This window comes from Serratia sp. GW822-FHT06D09, from assembly GCF_058799515.1.
Genome location: NZ_JBXALO010000002.1, coordinates 47,915 through 66,562, shown reverse-complemented (window position 1 = coordinate 66,562; position 18,648 = coordinate 47,915). Strand labels below are relative to the sequence as shown.

The window sequence follows — 18,648 nt, the reverse complement described above, 5'->3', positions numbered from 1 at the left end:
TTTTCAGTGATCCTTACTTGCTGCCCGCCACCGCCTGGCAGCTCGCGCCGTTACAGTTAAAACTCAGCTGCGGGCGGCCGCCGTAGTCGTTGACGTAGGTCAGCACCGGCGCGTTGCCCAGTGCAGACGCGGCGACCTTTAGTGGCGCACTGCCCTTGGGCGCTACCATCAGCGGTTCAAAGCCCGGCGCGCTGGCACCGCCTTTTTTGCTGCTGGCGTCCACCAGCGTCACGTAATACGGCGTCGGGTTATTCACCTGGTAGCTGTCGCCCTGTTTGGTCAGGGTCAGTTTTTCCTGCCACGGCACGCTGGTCTCCGGGTTAGCTACCGCAATCGCCTTCGGCCGGTAGAACAGCTTGATGCGGGTTTGCAGCGCCAGTTGCAGCGTATTCGGCTTATCGCTCTTCGGCGGGATCTCGCGCAGGTTGAAGTAGAACAAAGTTTCACGATCCTGCGGCAGCGTATTGGCCGCAGGCAGCCCCTGCACCTTGACCTGGCTTTTGGCGCCCGGCTCCAGCCGCTGCACCGGCGGCAATACCGTCAATGGGCTGCTTATTTTTTTGCCGCTGGCGTCTTCAATCCAGCCCTGCGCCAGGTAAGGCAGCTGTTTGTTCTCGTTGCTAATGCTCATGCTCACCGACTTGTCGCCGCCATTGAAAATCACCCGGGTACGGTCCAGCGCGATGGCCGCACTCACCTGTTGGGCGCCCAGCAGGCCCGCCAGGCCACCGGCAATTAATGTCACTGCATGTTTGGTTTTCATTGATCTCTACTCTTCAATAGTGTTTAACGCCTTGCCGTCGGCCACCGGGCCGCAAGGCAGTAACAGATTGGCCAACTGGCCCGGCGACAACGTCTGCGGCAAGGTAATGCCGCACTGCTCCGCACCGCCCCAGCTCACACGCATCCCTTCACCGGCATTGATGCCGCTCAGGTACACCTCGCCGTTGTCGTTGACGATACCCACTTCTTGTCCCTTGCCATTGCGTACCGTGGCGCCGAACGGCGGGGCAGAACCGTCCGCCAGCCGCACGACCGCCATCGCCTTCTCGCCGGCAACCACCTCGAAACGACGGTAGCCGATGGCGCCTTCGGTCAGGGTGGCCTGCGCCACGCTCTGGCTGACCTCGGCGTTTTCCGGCAGCATATTCAGGTCGATGCTGAACTGGTTGCGGTAATAGCTACCCACATCCACCACCACCGCCTTGCCGAAAGCGTTGCTCAGCGTCGGTGTGCTGTAGCCGCGGACAGGAATGCCCGGCACACCGTCGGTATCCAGCAACATGCGGGTACCTCCGCTCATGCTGCTGCGGTGCAATGCCGCCCCTTTCAGGGTGGCGGTCGCACCGCCCTGCATCGACAGCCCCAGCGAGCTGTACTGCCCGGCCTGATAGCTGGCGCTGGCGTTCACCTGGCTGAGATCGCCGCTGTGGCTGTAGTAGCCGCTGGCGGTGGCGCCGCTGCGCGCGCTGCCGGCGCTCACCTGATAGGTATCGCGCTCATTAAGCCGGTCGTAATACCCCACCTGATGGGTGTTATCGTTGCGGTTGTAACTGCCGCTGTAGCTCAGCGAGCCGTTGCTGCCCCACGGCAGCGACAGCGACAGATACATGCCGTCGTCGTTGTTGCCGTTATATTTGTTGCGATAGCCGGTCAGCGACAGGCTGATATTCCGGAATCGCTCCAGGTCGAAATAGCGCGACAGCGTCAGGTTGTAACGGTCATTCGCCGGCCGGTCCCAGTAGGTCTGGTGGTTGTAGTTGAGATAGGCACTCAACCCCAGATCGCGGAACTGCTGGTTAAAGGTGATGGTGTACATCTCCTTGCTGCTGTTGGTGCGTGTACCGTCGCGGCGCGCATCCAGGTATTCGCCCATCGACATATAGTTGCGCTCCGAGAAGCGGTAGCCGGCAAAGGTCACCTGGCTGTCGTAGTCGTCAAAGCGCTTGGAATAGCTCAGGCGGTATGAGCCGCCGCTCAGCGTGCCCTGTTGCGGCAGGTTGGCGCGCGACTGGGTGGCGTCGAACGACAGAGCGCCGAACATCATCAGGTCACGCCCCACGCCCAGCGCCAACGCGTTGTAATCACCGCCCGCCACGCCGCCGCCGTACAGCGACCAGCCGTTGCTCACGCCCCAGGAAAACTCGCCGGTGCCGAACATCGGCCCGTCGCTGTGGTGCTCCCAGTCCGCCGGCCGGCCGGCCGCCACCTTGTAACGCACCGAGCCGGGCCGGGTCAGGTACGGGATGCTGGCGGTGTCCATCTTGAACTCCTGCACGCTGCCGTCCTGCTCTTCCACCCGCACGTCCAGCTGGCCGCTGACCGCGTCGTTGATGTCCTGAATGCGGAACGGCCCCGCCGCCACCTGGGTCTCGTACAACACGCGCCCTTGCTGGCGAATAATCACCTTGGCGTTGCTGCGCGCCACCCCGGTCACCTCCGGCGCATAGCCGCGCAGATTGGGTGGCAGCATGTTGTCGTCGGTCACCAGGCTCGCGCCGGTAAAGCGGAAACTGTCGAAGATGTCGGAGTTTAAATAGTCCTCGCCCATCGTCAGCCTGGCGCCCAGCTTTGGCAGTGCACGGTAGGCGTAGTAACGGCTCCAGTCCCAGCTGGTGCGGGTCGGCTCGCCCGAGCCGCCCTGGCGATCAAGCCGCGATTGCCAGTCTGCCCGCAGGCGCCAGGCCCCCAGGTTGCCGCCCACCGTGCCGTTGCCGCTGAGGTTATAGCTCTGCGTGCCCTGCTTTTGCTGGCGCTGGCTTTGCGCATTCAGGTTGTAATCAAACAGCACCCCGGGGATCCCCTCGTCCCAGCGCGACGGCGGGTCCCAGTTCTCTGCGGTATATTCCAGATACGCCTGCGGAATATTCAGGTACAGTGCCGCCGCGCCTAGATCGCCGCGCACTTCCATCCCCTCCAGGCTGCGGGGATCCAGACACTGGTTTTGGTGCCACCAGGTCAATTTCAGTAATGCAGATTCTTTCAGCCCCAGCTGTTCCACCAACTGCGGGGTAATACAGGCTTCACTGCCTTTGGCGTCGTCATCCGGCGGGTAAAACGCCACCGGCTGATCGGTTAATGTCTGTTTATTGATATGCACGGCAAACAGATAATCGCCGGGCATAATAAAGTTGCCGCGAGAAAACTGTTCCAGGTCAATATTGGCGCGATCCGTCACATCCAGTACGTCGGTATTGAATTCAATATCAGCAGCTGCGGCGCAGGCAGCATTCCCCGCCAGAATAAAGGCGATCAACAGCCCCAAAATTCGCGGTCGTATTTTCCCTATACAGCCATATGCCGGAGTAGTTGACATCCGCAGACCCTTATCAATAATTATTTAATTCGCCGTGGCAGCGTCAGGCAGATTTAGTAGTAATCCATTTTAAAGCGCACGGTGGAGTAATAACTCCCGGCCTTCATTACCTGACTATTTCCAATCAACCGCAGGCCATAATTAAATGCCATGGTGCCGGGTTGAATCTCATTTTTTTCCATAGGTATACCCGGTGCGGCGACATTCCCCCGCGCATCGGATATTTGCAGGGCAATACCCTTCGCGTTGCCGTCAACACCAAATAATCCGGCATCTTCTCTGCCGTCAAAGGTCACGGCAAAATATCGCCAGTCATCCAGCGCAGGGTTGAACTTCTCTAAGGTGCAATTCACCAGCTTAATAGTAAATTCATGCAACTCGCCTTGGCCGTCACGAATAATTTGGCTGACTGGCAATGTCGCCATGGTAATGGTTTGGTCACCGCTTTCGGTGTCAATGGCGCAGGCGGAGGCGATAATCCTGCCATTCAGGGTAACCTCGCCACGCCCCTGATTGGCGGATTGCGCCAAAGAGGAACACAGCAACAGATTAACTAACATCGCACTGTGCAATATCCATTTGCCATGCTGTAAATACATACTCTATCCCCACATAACGCGTTAATCAGCAGCATGCGGGTTGCCCCGCATGCAATTAACTGTGCGAATAAATCGCCGTGGGCTTACTGGTATGCCAGGGTAAAGTCAGCAACGGAGTTGAATTCACCCGGAGTGATGGCAGCAGAAGCGCCGTCGCCCTGCAGGTGTGCGCTGAAGCGCAGGGTCGCCTGGCCGTCTTCAATTTTTTGCGCCTTGCTGGCTTTGGTCAGTGGCAGCAGTTTACCGTCGATGTCGTTGATGGCAATGCTGGCGCCGCGTGCGGTACCTTTCATTGCCAACAGGCCAGGCGCTGCCTCAGACTCGGTACCGGTGAAGGTGGTGGTCACGTCTTTAGCGGTTTGCACATCACAACCCACCAGCTTGATCAGAATATCCTGCGGCGTAGACTTGCCACCGTTTTTCAGCTGTGCAGAAGCGATATCGCCCAGTTTAACGGTCTGATCCAGGGTACCTGGATCGATAGAGCACGGTGCATCAATGATGGAGCCTTTAAAGGTCACGGTACCGGAGCCCTGGTTAGCGGCGTTAGCCATAGAAATAGTACCCAGGGTCATTACTGCAGCGAGCATGATTTTGTTCAGTTTCATTGTGTTAATTCCATATATACAATTAATTTAATAAAGAAAGAGTCCTTGTGCTTTCGCAGCCACCCTTTATTTTTTGCGCTCGCCAATACAGAGAATCTTGCTACCCCCCTGTTTTGGCGATGTGAAAATGATACCCCCACCAGAAACCAAACAGCAAAATAAACTAAATAAACAATCAATTACGATATTAAAAACCAAAAAATACAAGTAAATTATGTTTTTATACCAAAAATTATCAAAATAATGGCAGCACTCATATTATTGCCCCGGAGTAAAAGTAATAAATTAGCACCACTGAAAAAATCTTATGCCTGCAATAAGATTTTTCTTGAAAACCAAGTCATCTTCGTTAGGATAACGGCTAACAACAACACCTGCCCATCTACCTAAAATTTATAAACATGAAATACATAATAAATAAAATCGTTGTTTTTAACTCCGATGAACTGACATTATTCCTTTACGAGAATAACCAGGTTGCCACCAGGCTGACTAAACCGGCATGCCGGTTATTGCTGGAACTAATACAGAACAACAAGAAAAACATTACCCGGGACGATCTCATGGAAAGGGTATGGACCACCTATGGTTTCACCGCCTCCAATGCCGGCTTAAATAATTACATCAGTGAGCTGCGTAAGGCATTCGCATCTTTGGGGCTAGTGAATGAATTTATCGTAACCATTCCTAAGCTGGGGTTTCGCTTTGAAGGCTATATTGATCTCCTCAATCCTTACGCCGATGGAAAAGATATAATTTCGGCCACAGAAGAAACAGTGACCAAGCATACTGTTGACGAGAATAAAAATACTGAAGAGGCAGTTAATCATCAGATAAAACACTTTTCACAAGCCAAAGCAAAGTGGTTAATTACTGCACTTGGGCTGGCCACTGCTTTTATATTAACAGTCACCACCCTTATTACTTGGGAGGACAGTGACGACTTACACCCGCATCAAAAAATATTCAAATTTAATAACTGCGATGTCTATACCGTGGAGAAAACAGATAGCACAAATGACTTGAGAATGGATATTGAGGGCGTTCTAAAGCGAGAAGGCATTGATTGTCTACATAGCTCAGGTGATGTTTTTTACATAGAGGACAGGCTTAATAAAAAAGACGTGCGTGCTAGTTTAATTTCCTTTTGTAATAAAAATAAAAACAATCATTACGGCACCTGTTTCAATATAAAAAACCAGAGAAATATTACAAAATGACAAAGCTACTCATGGTACTTAATGGTTTTCTTTTTTTGCTGTTTTTTTCATTCAGCATACATGCAGAAGAACCGTTCAAATGCACATCTCATTATAAAACTTTGGTGGAAAAGGATAATGACTACACCCTGTTTGATGGTCGTCTCACCCTATTCCTGAAAGATGAAAATGAGGGTTTTTTCAGCCTGATCGGAAAAGTTTCAACCAAAGACAAAAATTACCTGCTGGCCAGGAAAAGCTATTTTACCCTCTCCCTGCATGAGGTTAATCAGGTCAAACAGGCCACGATCACCAAGGTGATAAAGCACCCTAGCGACACCACACCAGACCCTCTTTGGCTGGCCGATATTTTACCGGAGCTACCGGGGATAGATTTTCATATAGAAATATGGCGCCTAAAGGATAACCTTATGATGGTGAAGTCCATCAACACCGGATATCTCATTTGTGCCAAGAACTGATAATTTATCTCAAAGAGAAAAATTAGCGCGGGTTATCACCGAGGTAACCCGCCGTTTTTCTCACGTCAGCGGCAAATTACCCGGGCGATATCTTTTGAATTATTCAAGGTGCGCACTTCGCCGAACAGCTCGGTCGCCTCGTCATATTCCTTACGTAAATACCCCAGCCACTGCTTGATGCGCGCCACGTGATAAAGGCCAGTATCGCCCTGCTTTTCCAGATGAACGTATTTTTGCAGCAGCTGCACCACCTGCGGCCAGGGCATGCGCGGTTCGTTATACTTCACCACCCGGCTCAGGTTCGGCACGTTAAGCGCGCCGCGCCCCAGCATCACCACATCGCAGCCGGTGGTTTGCAGGCAATCTTGCGCACTTTGCCAGTCCCAGATTTCACCGTTGGCGATCACCGGAATGGTCAGCCGCTGGCGGATCTCGCCAATCGCCGCCCAGTTGATGCGTTCCGCCTTGTAGCCGTCCTCTTTGGTGCGGCCATGCACCGCCAGTTCGGTGGCGCCCGCCTGCTGGACCGCGTCGGCAATTTCGAAACTGCGGCTGTCGCTGTCCCAACCTAACCGGACTTTTACCGTGACCGGCAGATGATCCGGCACCGCCGCACGCATCGCTTTGGCCCCCTGATAGATCAGCTCCGGATCTTTCAGCAGCGTCGCGCCACCGCCGCTGCCGTTGACCAGCTTGGACGGGCAGCCGCAGTTGAGATCGACGCCATAGGACCCGAGTTCAACCGCACGGGCGGCGTTTTCCGCCAGCCACTGCGGATATTGGCCCAGCAGTTGGATGCGCACCAGGGTGCCGGACGGCGTGCGGCTGGCATGATGCAGTTCGGGGCACAGGCGATAGAAAGATTTGGCGGGTAACAGCTGATCGACCACGCGCAGGAATTCGGTGATGCACAGGTCGTAGTCGTTCACTTCGGTGAGTAACTCACGCACCAAAGAATCGAGAACACCCTCCATCGGAGCCAATAATACGCGCATGATTACCCCTGCTAAAAAAGACGCGCAATGATACGGGCGAATACCCGCATCAGACAAGCATCCAGGGGAATAAAAGCCGGCTAGTTCAAACGGCGTATCGGTTCATTAGCGAGAAACGCCACGATGTCTTCGATCGCTTCGCGGAAATAAATGCCATAGTTATCATCCGCCACGTAGCCCAGATGCGGCGTCGCCAACACATTGGGCAGACGGCGGAAGATATCGTCGAGCGGCAGAGGCTCGACCTCGAATACATCCAGCCCGGCCCCGGCTATCCGCTGGTTCTGCAAGGCGTCAATCAACGCAGCGCGGTCGACAATGGCCGCACGTGAGGTGTTGATCAGGTAAGCGGTTTTTTTCATTGCCTGCAGCTCCTGCTGGCCCACCAGCCCGCGAGTGCGTTCACTCAGCACCAGATGGACGGAAACAAAATCGCTTTGTTCAAACAGCGCCTGTTTAGATTCCGCCAGGTGAACCCCCTGCTGCGCGGCTTTTTCCGACGTCAGATTTTGGCTCCAGGCCACCACACGCATGCCAAAGGCCTGCGCGACCACCGCCATCTGACTGCCAATCTTGCCCAGGCCCAACAGCCCCAACGTTTTCCCTTGCAGCGTCACGCCCAGCGCCTGCTGCCAGGGGCCGTTATTACGCAGCCCGGCGTTTTCCGGCACGATATGCTTCGCCAGCCCAAGCAACAGCGCCCAGGTCAGCTCCATCGGCGCGGCCGAACCGCTGGCGGTACCGCAGACCACAACGCCACGTTGCGCCGCCGCGGCCAGATCGACAGACGCATTGCGCATACCCGAGGTGATCACCAGCTTCAACTTAGGCAAACGCACCAACAGCGAGGCCGTGATTGGCGTGCGCTCGCGCATGATCACCAGAATGTCGCAGTCCTGCAGGTGCACGGCCAACTCCGCTTCGTCGGTAAAATGCTGGCTCATGGCGAATACTTCTACCCGATCGGCAATAGCCGACCAGTCCGCCATGCCAAGCGCCACCTGCTGATAATCATCAAGAATTGCACACTTCAATTTCATCTTCGGCTCCGGGAAGCAGAGACAGTCAATCAGCGCGTACGTCGATCAGCACCGGGCAGTCGGCGTTTTCTATTACCAAAGCGCTGTGCGAGCCTCTCAACAAACGGTTAAAGGGTGAAAGATGCCTGCGGCCCATAATAATCATGCCGGCATTCAGCTCTTTAGCCTGAGCCACTATGGTTTCCGCCGGTTCACCGGGCACTACCCTGCCACGCGCGCTGACACCGGCATCTTTCAATTCACTCAGCGCCTGACGCACTACGGCTGCCGCTGCGCCTTGTTCATCCTGTGCGCAGCCAAAATCCGCCGGATCTTCACCGACGGCAATCTCATAGGGGCCCGTCGTGGAATAGCTGAGGTCCACACAGCATAGCACCACTACCGTTGCCCGTTGGGCCAACCCCTGTTCAGCAGCCAGTGAAATAACTTTACGAGCAGTGGCGGAATTATCAACTGCGACCAACAGCGTTTTCATCGTCTTCTCCCGTCAATCTCGCGATGTGCCTTTACCAATCTCATCGATCAGCGCCTCTTTGCATTTGAGGATCTCCTCACGATAGCGAGCTTCGTTTTTGATCAAGCGACTGCTGGGCACTAACAGGCTGATGGAGAAGCGCCCGAGGATAGTGTCGATAGCCACCGCCATGGTGGATACGCCTTCCAGCGTTTCTTCCCGGTCGTAAGCCAGCCCGGTACGGCGTATGTCAGCCAAGCGATCCATCAGCCCGGCAAAATCACGTACCGTCAAGTCAGTCACCGCCTGATAGGCTTCACCCAACAGATCCCGCGCCGCATCATCGCTGTTCAACGCCAGTAGCGCGCGCCCGCCGGAGGTGCTGTACAGCGGCAAATTCATGCCGATGCGCGGTACGACTCGCAGTTCCCGATCCGCCACGATGTAGTGCACTACAGCCAACTGCAGCCCGCTGGCTCGTCCCAGAGATACCGTCTCACCGGTAGCATCGCTCAATGCCTGCAACCAGGGGGTGGCAATCGCCACCATTTCAGTATGTACGCTGGCAATCAGCCGCAACAGCGACGGCCCCAGGCGTACGCCGCCGGCTCCGCCACGCACCAGTTGTACAGAATCCAACGCATTGACAATACGCTGCACGGTGGAGCGCGGCAGATCGACCGCCGCAGCGATTTCCCCCAGGCTCATGCCGTTCGGTTTTTCACCCAGGGCATCAAGGATTTTCGCTGCACGGGTAATGACCTGAATGCCACCGGCCCTTTCATCATCACAGTAGGTTGTAGGTTCAGACATTGAGGCTCTCTCCCTGACTTTTGGCCCACACTGTAACATTTTTTTATTCCCCCAGACACGATGTACCACATTGCAATACAGCGAACCACAATGTAGCATGCATCACATTGTACCACCATGCAATACAGTGCATCGTTAGTTTCGTTACCGGAGTCACACTATGAATGTTCAGCCTGCGCCTGCCGCTGCACCGCATCCTTTCACCCTGCGCCTGGCATTAGGCCTGGTGGGGGTACTGATTGCTGCCCTGACTTCGGGGCTGAATGACCGGTTAAGCGATCTGGCGTTGGCGGATATTCGTGCGGCTATCGGCATTGGCTATGACGAAGCCAGTTGGATCACCTCGTCTTATCAGGCTGCGGAGGTGGCAGCGATGATGGTCGCGCCCTGGTTTGCCGTGACGTTCTCACTGCGGCGCTTTGCCCTGGTGATGGTCAGCGGATTTGCTGCGGTCGGCGTACTCCAACCCTTAATCTCTGATCCCACGCTGTTTATTGCGCTACGAATCGTTCAAGGGCTGTTTGGCGGTGCCCTGCCGCCGCTGCTGATGACGGTCGCGCTGCGTTTTCTGCCGCCGGGTATCAAACTTTATGGTTTGGCCGCCTACGCGCTCACCGCCACCTTTGGTCCCAACGTCGCGGCGCCGCTGGCGGCGCTGTGGACCGATCATCTGGGCTGGCAGTTTGTCTTCTGGCAGGCTATCCCACTGTGTGTTATCGCTTCTTTATTGATGGGATGGGGGTTACCGCAGGATCCATTACGCCTTGAACGTTTACACCAGATCGATCTGTTCGGCATGCTGACCGGTTGCAGTGGCATTGCATTGTTGATCCTGTCGCTGACGCAGGGAGAGCGGCTCGACTGGTTTAATTCGCCGTTGATTAGCCTGATGCTGCCGGTTTCCATCGCATTGCTGGTAACGTTTTTAATCAACGAATGGTATCACCCGCTCCCCCTGTTCAAGCTGCAAATGCTGAAGCGGATAAACCTGTCTCATAGTCTGCTGACGCTGGCAGGCGTACTGATACTGGGGCTGTCCGGCTCACTGCTTCCTTCATTCTATTTCTCGCAGGTTGAAGGTTTTCGCACCGCACAATTCGCGCCACTGGCGCTGACCATTGGCTTACCGCAGTTAGTGATAGCACCGCTCGTGGCTACCCTGCTGAATTTCCGTTGGATTGACTGTCGCTGGATGCTCGCCGCCGGCGCGGGCCTCATCGTCAGCGCTTGCTTGCTGGGTATGCAATTAACCGATGATTGGGCACGGCAAAACTTCTGGCTGATCCAGAGCCTGCTGGCGTTTGGTCAACCGATGATGATTTTGCCGGTCCTGATGACCTCCACCAGCGTCGTGCTGGCACCCGAGGGGCCTTTCGCCTCGGCGATGTTTAACACCGTACGCGGCTTCTCGACCGTGGCGGCGGGGAGTCTGGTGGAGAATTTCATGAGTCACCGGGAGAAGTTCCACTCTCAGGTGCTGGTGGATCGACTGGGCAATAGCCCATGGCTAATGACCGCTGAGAACTCAGAACAAGCTAGCGGCGCCATGCCGTTATTGCCGGACGGATCGGTCAGTTCTGCGGAAAACCTCGGGCATTTTTCAACGTTGGTAAAACATCAGGCGATGATCCTCAGCATCAGTGATGCCTATCTGCTGATTATCTGCTGTGCCCTGCTGCTGGTGCTGTTGACTGCCTGGCTACCGACCCGCGTCTACCCGCCGCAAACCCTTTTACCTTTAGTTCCAAAAACATCAGGATCATAACCATGAGCTTCACTCCTGCAAAACGAACCTTAACTCTGGCGCTGCTGCTGGTCATCCTGCTGGCCATCGCTTTCTTTGTCTATTCATCGCTTACCCGCCACCATTTTCGTACCGACGACGCGGTGGTGACGGCCGATTACACACTGGTGGCGCCCAAGGTTTCCGGCTATATCCGCAGCGTTAACGTGACCGATAACCAGCAGGTTAAACCCGGCGAAGTATTGGCCACTATCGACGACCGCGACTATCGCGTGGCGCTGGAAACGGCGGAGGCCAATCTGCAAATTAGCCAGGCCAAGCTGGCCAGTATTCAAGCGCAGCTGGATCAACAACAGGCCAATATTGCCCAACAGGAAGCCGGCGTCAGCGCCAGCCAGGCCACGCTCAACTACGCGGGGCAAAATGCCGACCGCTATCGCCGACTGCTAAAAACCGGCACCGCAACCGCCGATGAACAGCAAAAGTCCGCCTCCGCGATGCAAACCGCCGCGGCACAGCTGAAGCAAAACCAGGCTGGCGTGGTCTCTGCACGCAAAGAAGTCGGGGTATTACAGGCCAGCAGGAAACAGGCCGAAGCCAACATTGCCGCCTCACAGGCCAGCGTTGACCAGGCACGCCTCAATCTTTCTTATACACAAATCATCGCGCCCATTGCCGGCACCGTGGGCCAGCGAGCGGTACGCGAAGGGGCCTGGGTCTCTGCCGGGACGAGGTTACTGGCGGTAGTGCCACTGCAGCAGAGCTATGTCGTCGCCAACTTCCTGGAAACCCAGTTGGCCAATGTCTCCGCCGGCCAACCGGTATCGATCCGCGTAGATGCTCTGCCCGGCGTAACGCTGCGCGGTCATGTCGACAGCATAGCGCCAGCCACCGGCGCCACCTTTGCCGCCATCAGCGCCGATAATGCCACCGGCAACTACACCAAAGTGGTGCAACGCCTGCCGGTGAAAATTCTGCTGGAGCCGAACCAGGCTGACCTGGCACGGTTGCGGGTCGGTATGTCGGTGGTGCCGGAACTCGAAATGCACTGAGAGTTTTTGCCCCTCGCTTTGACGCGATCATCTGGGTTTCACGTAAAAAAAAGCCACCGTAAACGGTGGCTTTTTTATCATCAGGGTATCAGCTTACTCGGCCGGACGGCTGCGCGGACGACGCGAAGGTGCGCCTGAACGCGGTTTGCCATCACCCTGTGGGCGGGCGCTGCCGCCACCGCGGTTCTCACGCTGGCCGCCGTTGCCACTGCGCTGGCCGCCACCGTTACCGGCGCGTTGACCACCGCCGTTGCCGCGCGGCGCACCACGTCCACCACCCTGACGGCCGTTAATGATCGGCTCCGCCTTGATGCTTGGATCCGGCTCGTAGCCTGGCAATGCGATACGTGGGATTTCACGCTTGAGCAGGCGCTCGATATCGCGCAGCAGCTTGTGTTCATCCACGCACACCAGCGAGATAGCCTCGCCGGTACGTTCTGCACGACCGGTACGACCGATACGGTGTACGTAGTCTTCCGGTACGTTAGGCAGTTCGTAGTTCACCACGTGTGGCAACTGGTCGATGTCCAGACCACGCGCCGCGATGTCGGTAGCAACCAATACGCGAATTTTACCGTCTTTAAAATCGGCCAACGCACGGGTACGAGCGCCCTGGCTTTTATTGCCGTGGATCGCAGCGGCCGTGATGCCATCTTTATTCAACTGTTCGGCCAGGTGGTTAGCACCGTGCTTGGTGCGGTTGAACACCAGCACCTGCTTCCAGTCACCTTCACCGATCATCTGGGACAGCAATTCCCGCTTACGCTTCTTGTCTACGAAGTGCACGCTTTGTTCGATCTGCTCGGACGCGGTATTGCGGCGCGCCACTTCAACCGATGCCGGGTTGTGCAACAGCTTGTTGGCCAGCCCTTTGATATCGTCGGAGAAGGTCGCAGAGAACAGCAGGTTCTGACGCTTGGCGGGCAGCTTGGCCAGCACGCGGCGGATATCATGGATAAAGCCCATATCCAGCATGCGATCGGCTTCGTCCAGCACCAGAATTTCAACTTTGGACAGGTCAACGGCGCGTTGATGTTCCAGATCCAGCAGGCGACCCGGTGTTGCCACCAGAATGTCGACGCCGCCGCGCAGTTTCATCATCTGCGGGTTGATGCTCACACCACCAAATACCACCAGCGAACGCAGGCGCAGATATTTGCTGTAGGCTTCGACGTTTTCGCCGATCTGCGCTGCCAGCTCACGGGTTGGCGTCAGGATCAACGCGCGTACCGGACGGCGGCCTTTGACCGGATGGTCATGCTTACTCAGCAGCTGCAACAGCGGCAGGGTAAAGCCAGCGGTTTTACCGGTACCGGTCTGGGCGCTGGCCATCAGGTCACGACCTTCCAATACGACAGGAATCGCCTGGCGTTGAATTGGCGTAGGTTCGCGATAGCCCTGTTCTTCAACAGCGCGCAGAATTTCAGCACTTAAGCCGAGGGTTTCAAATGACATAAAGAGAAAAACTCCAGATCCCCCCTAACCTAACAGTGTTCGGTGCAGTTTCCTGGGAGGATTATCAGACGGGACATTAAGCATGACCACGAGGGATTGGCACAAACTGCAGTGCACCAAGCGGGCGATTGTAGCAGAACTCGAACAAGAAAACGCAATTTTACTGGCTCAAAGCACAATATGCCGGGAATTCAGCCTAGTCCGAAAAAATAACCTTAAATAAACGATGCCTACTGGTTGCATTTTACCCAAGCTGGCATAAAGTTAATCATATGATTGATTAACTTTAGCGAGTGCCATCAATGCCAAATAATCAGACCGCCAGCCGGGCACGGGGTGAGCAGGCGCGACAGCAGCTGATCGCCGCCGCCATCGAGATGTTCGGCGAATATGGCATTCAGGGTGCCACCACCCGCGATATCGCCCAGCGCGCCGGGCACAACATCGCCGCCATCACCTACTACTTCAATTCCAAAGAAGGCCTGTATCTGGCCGTTGCACAGTGGATTGCCGATTTTATCCAGCAGGCGTTTCGCCCCCTGGCCGACGAGATTGATCGCTTCTGGCAGTTGCCGGCCACCGAACGCCTGCCGGAGCACTACCTCGACCACCTGAAGCGCGGCCTGCTGGCGTTCAGCGATCTGATGACGCAACCGCAGACGCTGAACCTGAGCAAAATCATGTCGCGCGAGCAGCTTTCCCCCACCGATGCCTACCCGCTGATCCACCAGCAGGTGGTCGCACCGCTGCATGACAAACTTTGTCGCCTGCTGGCGGCCTACACCGGCCTGGATGGGAATTCGACCAAAATCGTGCTGCATACCCACGCGCTGATCGGCGAAGTGCTGTCGTTTCGCGTGGCGCGGGAAACCGTTCGGCGTCAGGCCGGCTGGCAGCAGATCGGCGCGGCCGAGGCGGAACAAATCAGCGAGGTGCTGGCTGAACATATCGAGATTCTGGTTAATGGGCTGCGCCAACGCTATGGCGCGTAAATTCAGGCAGGGAGTGTTATGAACAAGAAACGCAGTGCCCTCATTGTGGCGGCTATTGTGCTGATCGCCGCGGCCGTTTACGGGGTTTGGTATTACCAGCAGCAGCAGGACAAACCGCTGACGCTGTATGGCAACGTGGATATCCGCACGGTGAATTTGGGCTTCCGCGTCGATGGGCGGCTGGCGTCGCTGACGGTGGATGAAGGCGATGCCCTTCAGCCGGGGCAATTGCTCGGGAAACTGGACGACGCGCCTTACATCAACGCCCTGCAGCAGGCGCAGGCTAACGTCGGCAGTGCCAAAGCCAAACTGGCGCTGCTGCTGGCCGGTTACCGCACCGAGGAAATCGCCCAGGTGCGTTCAGAAATGGCGCAGCGCCTGTCCGCGTTCAGTTACGCCGACAGCTACCTGAAGCGACAACAGGGACTGTGGGCGAAAAACGCCACTTCTGCCGACGCGCTGGAAGATGCCCGTACCGCACGCAATCAGGCGCAGGCCAACCTGCAGGCGTCAAAGGACAAGCTGGCGCAATACCTGAAAGGCAACCGGCCGCAGGAGATTGAAGAAGCCAAAGCCAATCTGGCGCAGAGCGAAGCCGCACTGGCTCAGGCACAGCTTAATTTACACGACACCACTCTGGTTTCCCCGTCGGCCGGCACCGTACTGACTCGGGCCGTTGAGCCAGGCACCATGCTCAATGCCGGCGGCACGGTGTTTACTCTGTCGCTGACCCGTCCGGTCTGGGTACGTGCCTACGTGAATGAAGCCAACCTGGGTAAAGCAACGCCGGGCACCGAACTGGAAATTTATACCGACAGCCGACCGGACAAGCCCTATCACGGCAAAATTGGTTTTGTCTCACCGACCGCTGAATTCACGCCGAAAAGCGTCGAAACCCCGGACCTGCGAACCGATCTGGTGTACCGCTTGCGGGTGATCGTCACCGATGCCGATGACGCGCTGCGCCAGGGGATGCCGGTTACCGTTCACTTTGCCAAACCTTGAGGGGACGGTGATGGAACAGGTGATTGAGCTGGAAGCGCTGGAGAAACGTTTTCCGTCGCTGCAAAAACCGGCGGTCGCCAGCCTGACCACCCGGCTGACCAGCGGCGCGGTTACCGGGCTGGTTGGCCCGGACGGCGCCGGAAAAACCACCCTGCTGCGCATGCTGGCCGGTTTGCTCAAACCCAGCAGCGGAACGTTACGCGTCGCCGGGCTGGATCCGATCGCTCAGGATCGCCAGTTGCATGCGATCCTCGGTTATATGCCGCAAAAGTTTGGCCTGTACGAAGATCTGACGGTGATGGAGAACCTGACGCTGTATGCCGATCTGCGCGGCGTCACTGGCGATCTGCGTAAACAGACTTTTGATCGGCTGCTGACATTTACCGATCTCACCCGCTTCACCACCCGGCTGGCGGGCAAACTGTCGGGGGGCATGAAGCAGAAGCTTGGGTTGGCTTGTACGCTGGTCGGGCAACCGCAGGTGCTGTTGCTCGATGAGCCCGGCGTCGGCGTCGATCCGATCTCGCGCCGCGAGCTGTGGCGCATGGTGCATGAGCTGGCCAACGACGGCATGCTGATCCTGTGGAGCACTTCCTATCTGGACGAAGCGGAACAATGCCGTGAAGTGCTGCTGCTCAATGAAGGGGAACTGTTGTTCAGCGGCGCACCTAAAGATCTCACCCAGCGCATGGCCGGGCGCACGGTGTTGATAGCACCACCAGCCGGCAGCCACCGTGCCTTGCTGCAACGGGCGATCTGCCTGCCTGCGGTCACCGACGGCGTGATCCAGGGCAAATACCTGCGCCTGATCCTGAAAGAAGGCGAAGATCACCGCCAGGTGTTGCAGGCGTTGGATCTGCCGGACGCCGAGCTGAGCGAAGCGGAACCGCGCTTTGAGGATGCATTTATCGATTTGCTCGGCGGCGGGCCGAACAGCAAGTCGGCGCTGGCGGAAATCATGCCAACCGTCGAAGGGGAAAGCACCGAAACCGTGATCGAAGCGCAGGGACTGACGAAGAAATTCGGTGACTTTGCCGCCACCGACCACGTGGATTTTAAAGTGCAGCGCGGCGAGATTTTTGGCCTGCTGGGCCCCAACGGGGCCGGTAAGTCCACCACTTTCAAAATGATGTGCGGGCTGCTGGTGCCAACCGAAGGCAAGGCGTTGGTGCTGGGAATGGACCTGAAAACCAGCTCGGGCAAGGCGCGCCAGCATTTGGGCTACATGGCGCAAAAATTCTCGCTGTACGGCAACCTGACGGTGGCGCAAAACCTGAAATTTTTCTCCGGCGTGTATGGCCTGAGCGGCAAGGCGCAGCGCGAAAAAATCAGTGAGATGTCCCGCGCCTTCAACTTCGACCCCATCATTAACCAGACGCCAGATTCCCTGCCGCTTGGCTTCAAACAACGGCTGGCGTTGGCCTGCGCGCTGATGCACGAACCGGATATTCTGTTTCTCGACGAACCCACCTCCGGTGTCGATCCCCTCACCCGGCGTGAATTCTGGCTGCATATCAACGGTATGGTAGACAAGGGCGTCACCGTCATGGTCACCACCCACTTTATGGACGAGGCGGAATATTGCGACCGCATCGGGCTGGTGTATCGCGGCAAAATCATCGCCGCCGGGACCCCGGACGATCTCAAGCATCAGGTGGCCAGCAGCGAGAACCCCAACCCTTCGATGGAGCAGGCATTTATCGAACTGGTGCAGGGTTATGATCAGGAGGAAAAAGCATGAATAGCGAAACGGCCAGCACCGACGACAGCGGTTTCTCCTGGCGGCGGCTGCGCGCGCTGTGCCTGAAAGAGACGCGGCAAATTATGCGCGATCCGAGCAGCGGGCTGATCGCCTTCGTCATTCCGCTGATGCTGCTGTTTATTTTTGGCTACGGCATCAACCTGGATTCCAGCAAGCTGCGGCTGGGGATTTTGATGGAACAACAAAGCGAAGAGGCACGCGATCTGGCTAACGCTTTTACCGGTTCGCCCTATATCGAACCCACCATCAGCGACAATCGCCAGCAGCTGATCCAGCTGATGCAAGCCGGGCGCATCCGCGGGCTGGTGGTGATCCCCAATGATTTTGCCCAACGCATGGCGCGACCGCACGACAGCGCCCCCTTGCAAATCATTACCGACGGCAGTGAACCCAATACCGCCAACTTCGTTCAGGGCTATACCCAGGGAGTGTGGCAAATCTGGCAACAGCAGCGCGCCACCGACAGCGGGCGCGAAGAAAAACCGCTGATCGACGTGCAAATGCGCTACTGGTTTAACCCGGCGGCCATCAGCCGGCATTACATCATTCCCGGCGCCATCACCATTATCATGACGGTCATCGGCGCTATCCTCACCTCGTTGGTGATCGCCCGCGAATGGGAGCGCGGCACCATGGAAGCGCTGCTTTCCACTCAGGTGACGCGAACCGAACTGCTGCTGTCGAAGCTGGTGCCTTACTACTTCCTCGGCATGATCGCCATGGTGCTGTGCATGGTGGTTTCGGTGTGGGTGCTCGGGGTGCCCTATCGCGGCTCTCTGCTGATTCTGTTCGTCATCAGCAGCCTGTTCCTCGCCAGTACCCTCGGCATGGGGCTGCTGATTTCCACCATTACCCGCAACCAGTTCAACGCGGCGATGGTGGCGCTGAATGCCGCCTTTCTGCCGTCGATTATGCTGTCCGGCTTTATCTTCCAGATCGACAGCATGCCGGCCATCGTACGCGCCGTCACTTACATCATCCCGGCGCGTTACTTCGTCAGCACGCTGCAAACGCTATTCCTGGCGGGCAACGTCGGCACGGTGTTGATGATTAACCTGCTGTTCCTGATCGCTTCTGCGGTGGTATTTATCGGCCTGACGGCCTGGAAAACCCAGCGGCGGCTGGATTAAGG

General features: G+C 56.7%; 17 protein-coding genes. 8 read left to right on the top strand and 9 right to left on the bottom strand.

Features of this window, described 5'->3' with window-relative positions:
- Positions 1-13 precede the first annotated feature (13 nt).
- From AC1RKG_RS04060 to AC1RKG_RS04045, 4 genes are all read right to left on the bottom strand, one after another.
- The gene (locus AC1RKG_RS04060) at positions 14-763 is read right to left on the bottom strand and encodes a fimbria/pilus periplasmic chaperone (protein ID WP_493182135.1); all 750 of its coding nucleotides are present in this window, start codon (positions 761-763) and stop codon (positions 14-16) included.
- Between the two features lie 6 nt (positions 764-769).
- Positions 770-3,316 carry an outer membrane usher protein gene (locus AC1RKG_RS04055; protein WP_493182133.1) on the bottom strand — a complete coding sequence of 849 codons (2,547 nt, stop codon included), beginning with the start codon at positions 3,314-3,316 and terminating at the stop codon, positions 770-772.
- 53 nt (positions 3,317-3,369) lie between these two features.
- Positions 3,370-3,915 (bottom strand): fimbrial protein, encoded by a 546-nt coding sequence (locus tag AC1RKG_RS04050; protein ID WP_493182131.1) that lies wholly within the window; start codon positions 3,913-3,915, stop codon positions 3,370-3,372.
- A gap of 83 nt (positions 3,916-3,998) precedes the next feature.
- On the bottom strand, positions 3,999-4,523 hold the full coding sequence (locus tag AC1RKG_RS04045) for a fimbrial protein (protein WP_493182129.1): 525 nt from the start codon (positions 4,521-4,523) through the stop codon (positions 3,999-4,001).
- 401 nt (positions 4,524-4,924) lie between these two features.
- On the opposite strand from AC1RKG_RS04045, the gene AC1RKG_RS04040 reads away from it, so the two are divergent.
- Both AC1RKG_RS04040 and AC1RKG_RS04035 read left to right on the top strand, forming a co-directional pair.
- Positions 4,925-5,743, top strand: a complete 819-nt coding sequence (locus tag AC1RKG_RS04040; protein WP_493182127.1) for a winged helix-turn-helix domain-containing protein — start codon at positions 4,925-4,927, stop codon at positions 5,741-5,743.
- Entirely contained in the window at positions 5,740-6,204 is a 465-nt protein-coding gene (locus AC1RKG_RS04035; protein WP_493182125.1) for a FidL-like protein, read from the top strand. The genes AC1RKG_RS04040 and AC1RKG_RS04035 overlap by 4 nt, the downstream gene beginning before the upstream one ends.
- A 65-nt stretch (positions 6,205-6,269) precedes the next feature.
- On the opposite strand, the gene dusC is transcribed toward AC1RKG_RS04035, so the two are convergent.
- The 4 genes from dusC to AC1RKG_RS04015 form a co-directional block, all read right to left on the bottom strand.
- Complete coding sequence (gene dusC / locus AC1RKG_RS04030) at positions 6,270-7,199, bottom strand: tRNA dihydrouridine(16) synthase DusC (protein ID WP_493182123.1); 930 nt, start codon at positions 7,197-7,199, stop codon at positions 6,270-6,272.
- Positions 7,200-7,279: 80 nt separating this feature from the next.
- Positions 7,280-8,239: a D-2-hydroxyacid dehydrogenase family protein gene (locus AC1RKG_RS04025; protein ID WP_493182121.1), complete on the bottom strand. Its 960-nt coding sequence runs from the start codon at positions 8,237-8,239 to the stop codon at positions 7,280-7,282.
- A gap of 25 nt (positions 8,240-8,264) precedes the next feature.
- Positions 8,265-8,714, bottom strand: coding sequence for a universal stress protein (locus tag AC1RKG_RS04020; RefSeq protein ID WP_493182119.1), 450 nt, complete (start codon positions 8,712-8,714; stop codon positions 8,265-8,267).
- Positions 8,715-8,726: 12 nt separating this feature from the next.
- Positions 8,727-9,506 carry an IclR family transcriptional regulator gene (locus AC1RKG_RS04015; RefSeq protein ID WP_122077661.1) on the bottom strand — a complete coding sequence of 260 codons (780 nt, stop codon included), beginning with the start codon at positions 9,504-9,506 and terminating at the stop codon, positions 8,727-8,729.
- 160 nt (positions 9,507-9,666) lie between these two features.
- Here AC1RKG_RS04015 and AC1RKG_RS04010 point away from each other — a divergent pair, with 160 nt between their 5' ends.
- Together AC1RKG_RS04010 and AC1RKG_RS04005 are read left to right on the top strand one after the other, a co-directional pair.
- Positions 9,667-11,271, top strand: coding sequence for an MFS transporter (locus AC1RKG_RS04010; protein WP_434678853.1), 1,605 nt, complete (start codon positions 9,667-9,669; stop codon positions 11,269-11,271).
- 2 nt (positions 11,272-11,273) lie between these two features.
- The gene (locus AC1RKG_RS04005; protein WP_493182116.1) at positions 11,274-12,302 is read left to right on the top strand and encodes an HlyD family secretion protein; all 1,029 of its coding nucleotides are present in this window, start codon (positions 11,274-11,276) and stop codon (positions 12,300-12,302) included.
- 93 nt (positions 12,303-12,395) lie between these two features.
- Here AC1RKG_RS04005 and rhlE read toward each other — a convergent pair whose 3' ends face one another.
- Positions 12,396-13,757 carry an ATP-dependent RNA helicase RhlE gene (gene rhlE, locus AC1RKG_RS04000; protein ID WP_020825734.1) on the bottom strand — a complete coding sequence of 454 codons (1,362 nt, stop codon included), beginning with the start codon at positions 13,755-13,757 and terminating at the stop codon, positions 12,396-12,398.
- A 302-nt stretch (positions 13,758-14,059) separates the two neighbouring features.
- On the opposite strand from rhlE, the gene AC1RKG_RS03995 reads away from it, so the two are divergent.
- From AC1RKG_RS03995 to AC1RKG_RS03980, 4 genes are read left to right on the top strand one after another with little or no spacing between them, the layout of a single operon-like run.
- The gene (locus tag AC1RKG_RS03995; protein ID WP_020825733.1) at positions 14,060-14,749 is read left to right on the top strand and encodes a transcriptional regulator; all 690 of its coding nucleotides are present in this window, start codon (positions 14,060-14,062) and stop codon (positions 14,747-14,749) included.
- An 18-nt stretch (positions 14,750-14,767) separates the two neighbouring features.
- Positions 14,768-15,754: a secretion protein HlyD gene (hlyD, locus tag AC1RKG_RS03990; RefSeq protein WP_048761240.1), complete on the top strand. Its 987-nt coding sequence runs from the start codon at positions 14,768-14,770 to the stop codon at positions 15,752-15,754.
- Positions 15,755-15,764: 10 nt separating this feature from the next.
- Positions 15,765-17,495: an ATP-binding cassette domain-containing protein gene (locus AC1RKG_RS03985; RefSeq protein ID WP_122077653.1), complete on the top strand. Its 1,731-nt coding sequence runs from the start codon at positions 15,765-15,767 to the stop codon at positions 17,493-17,495.
- Entirely contained in the window at positions 17,492-18,646 is a 1,155-nt protein-coding gene (locus AC1RKG_RS03980) for an ABC transporter permease (RefSeq protein WP_048761234.1), read from the top strand. The genes AC1RKG_RS03985 and AC1RKG_RS03980 overlap by 4 nt, the downstream gene beginning before the upstream one ends.
- Positions 18,647-18,648 lie beyond the last annotated feature (2 nt).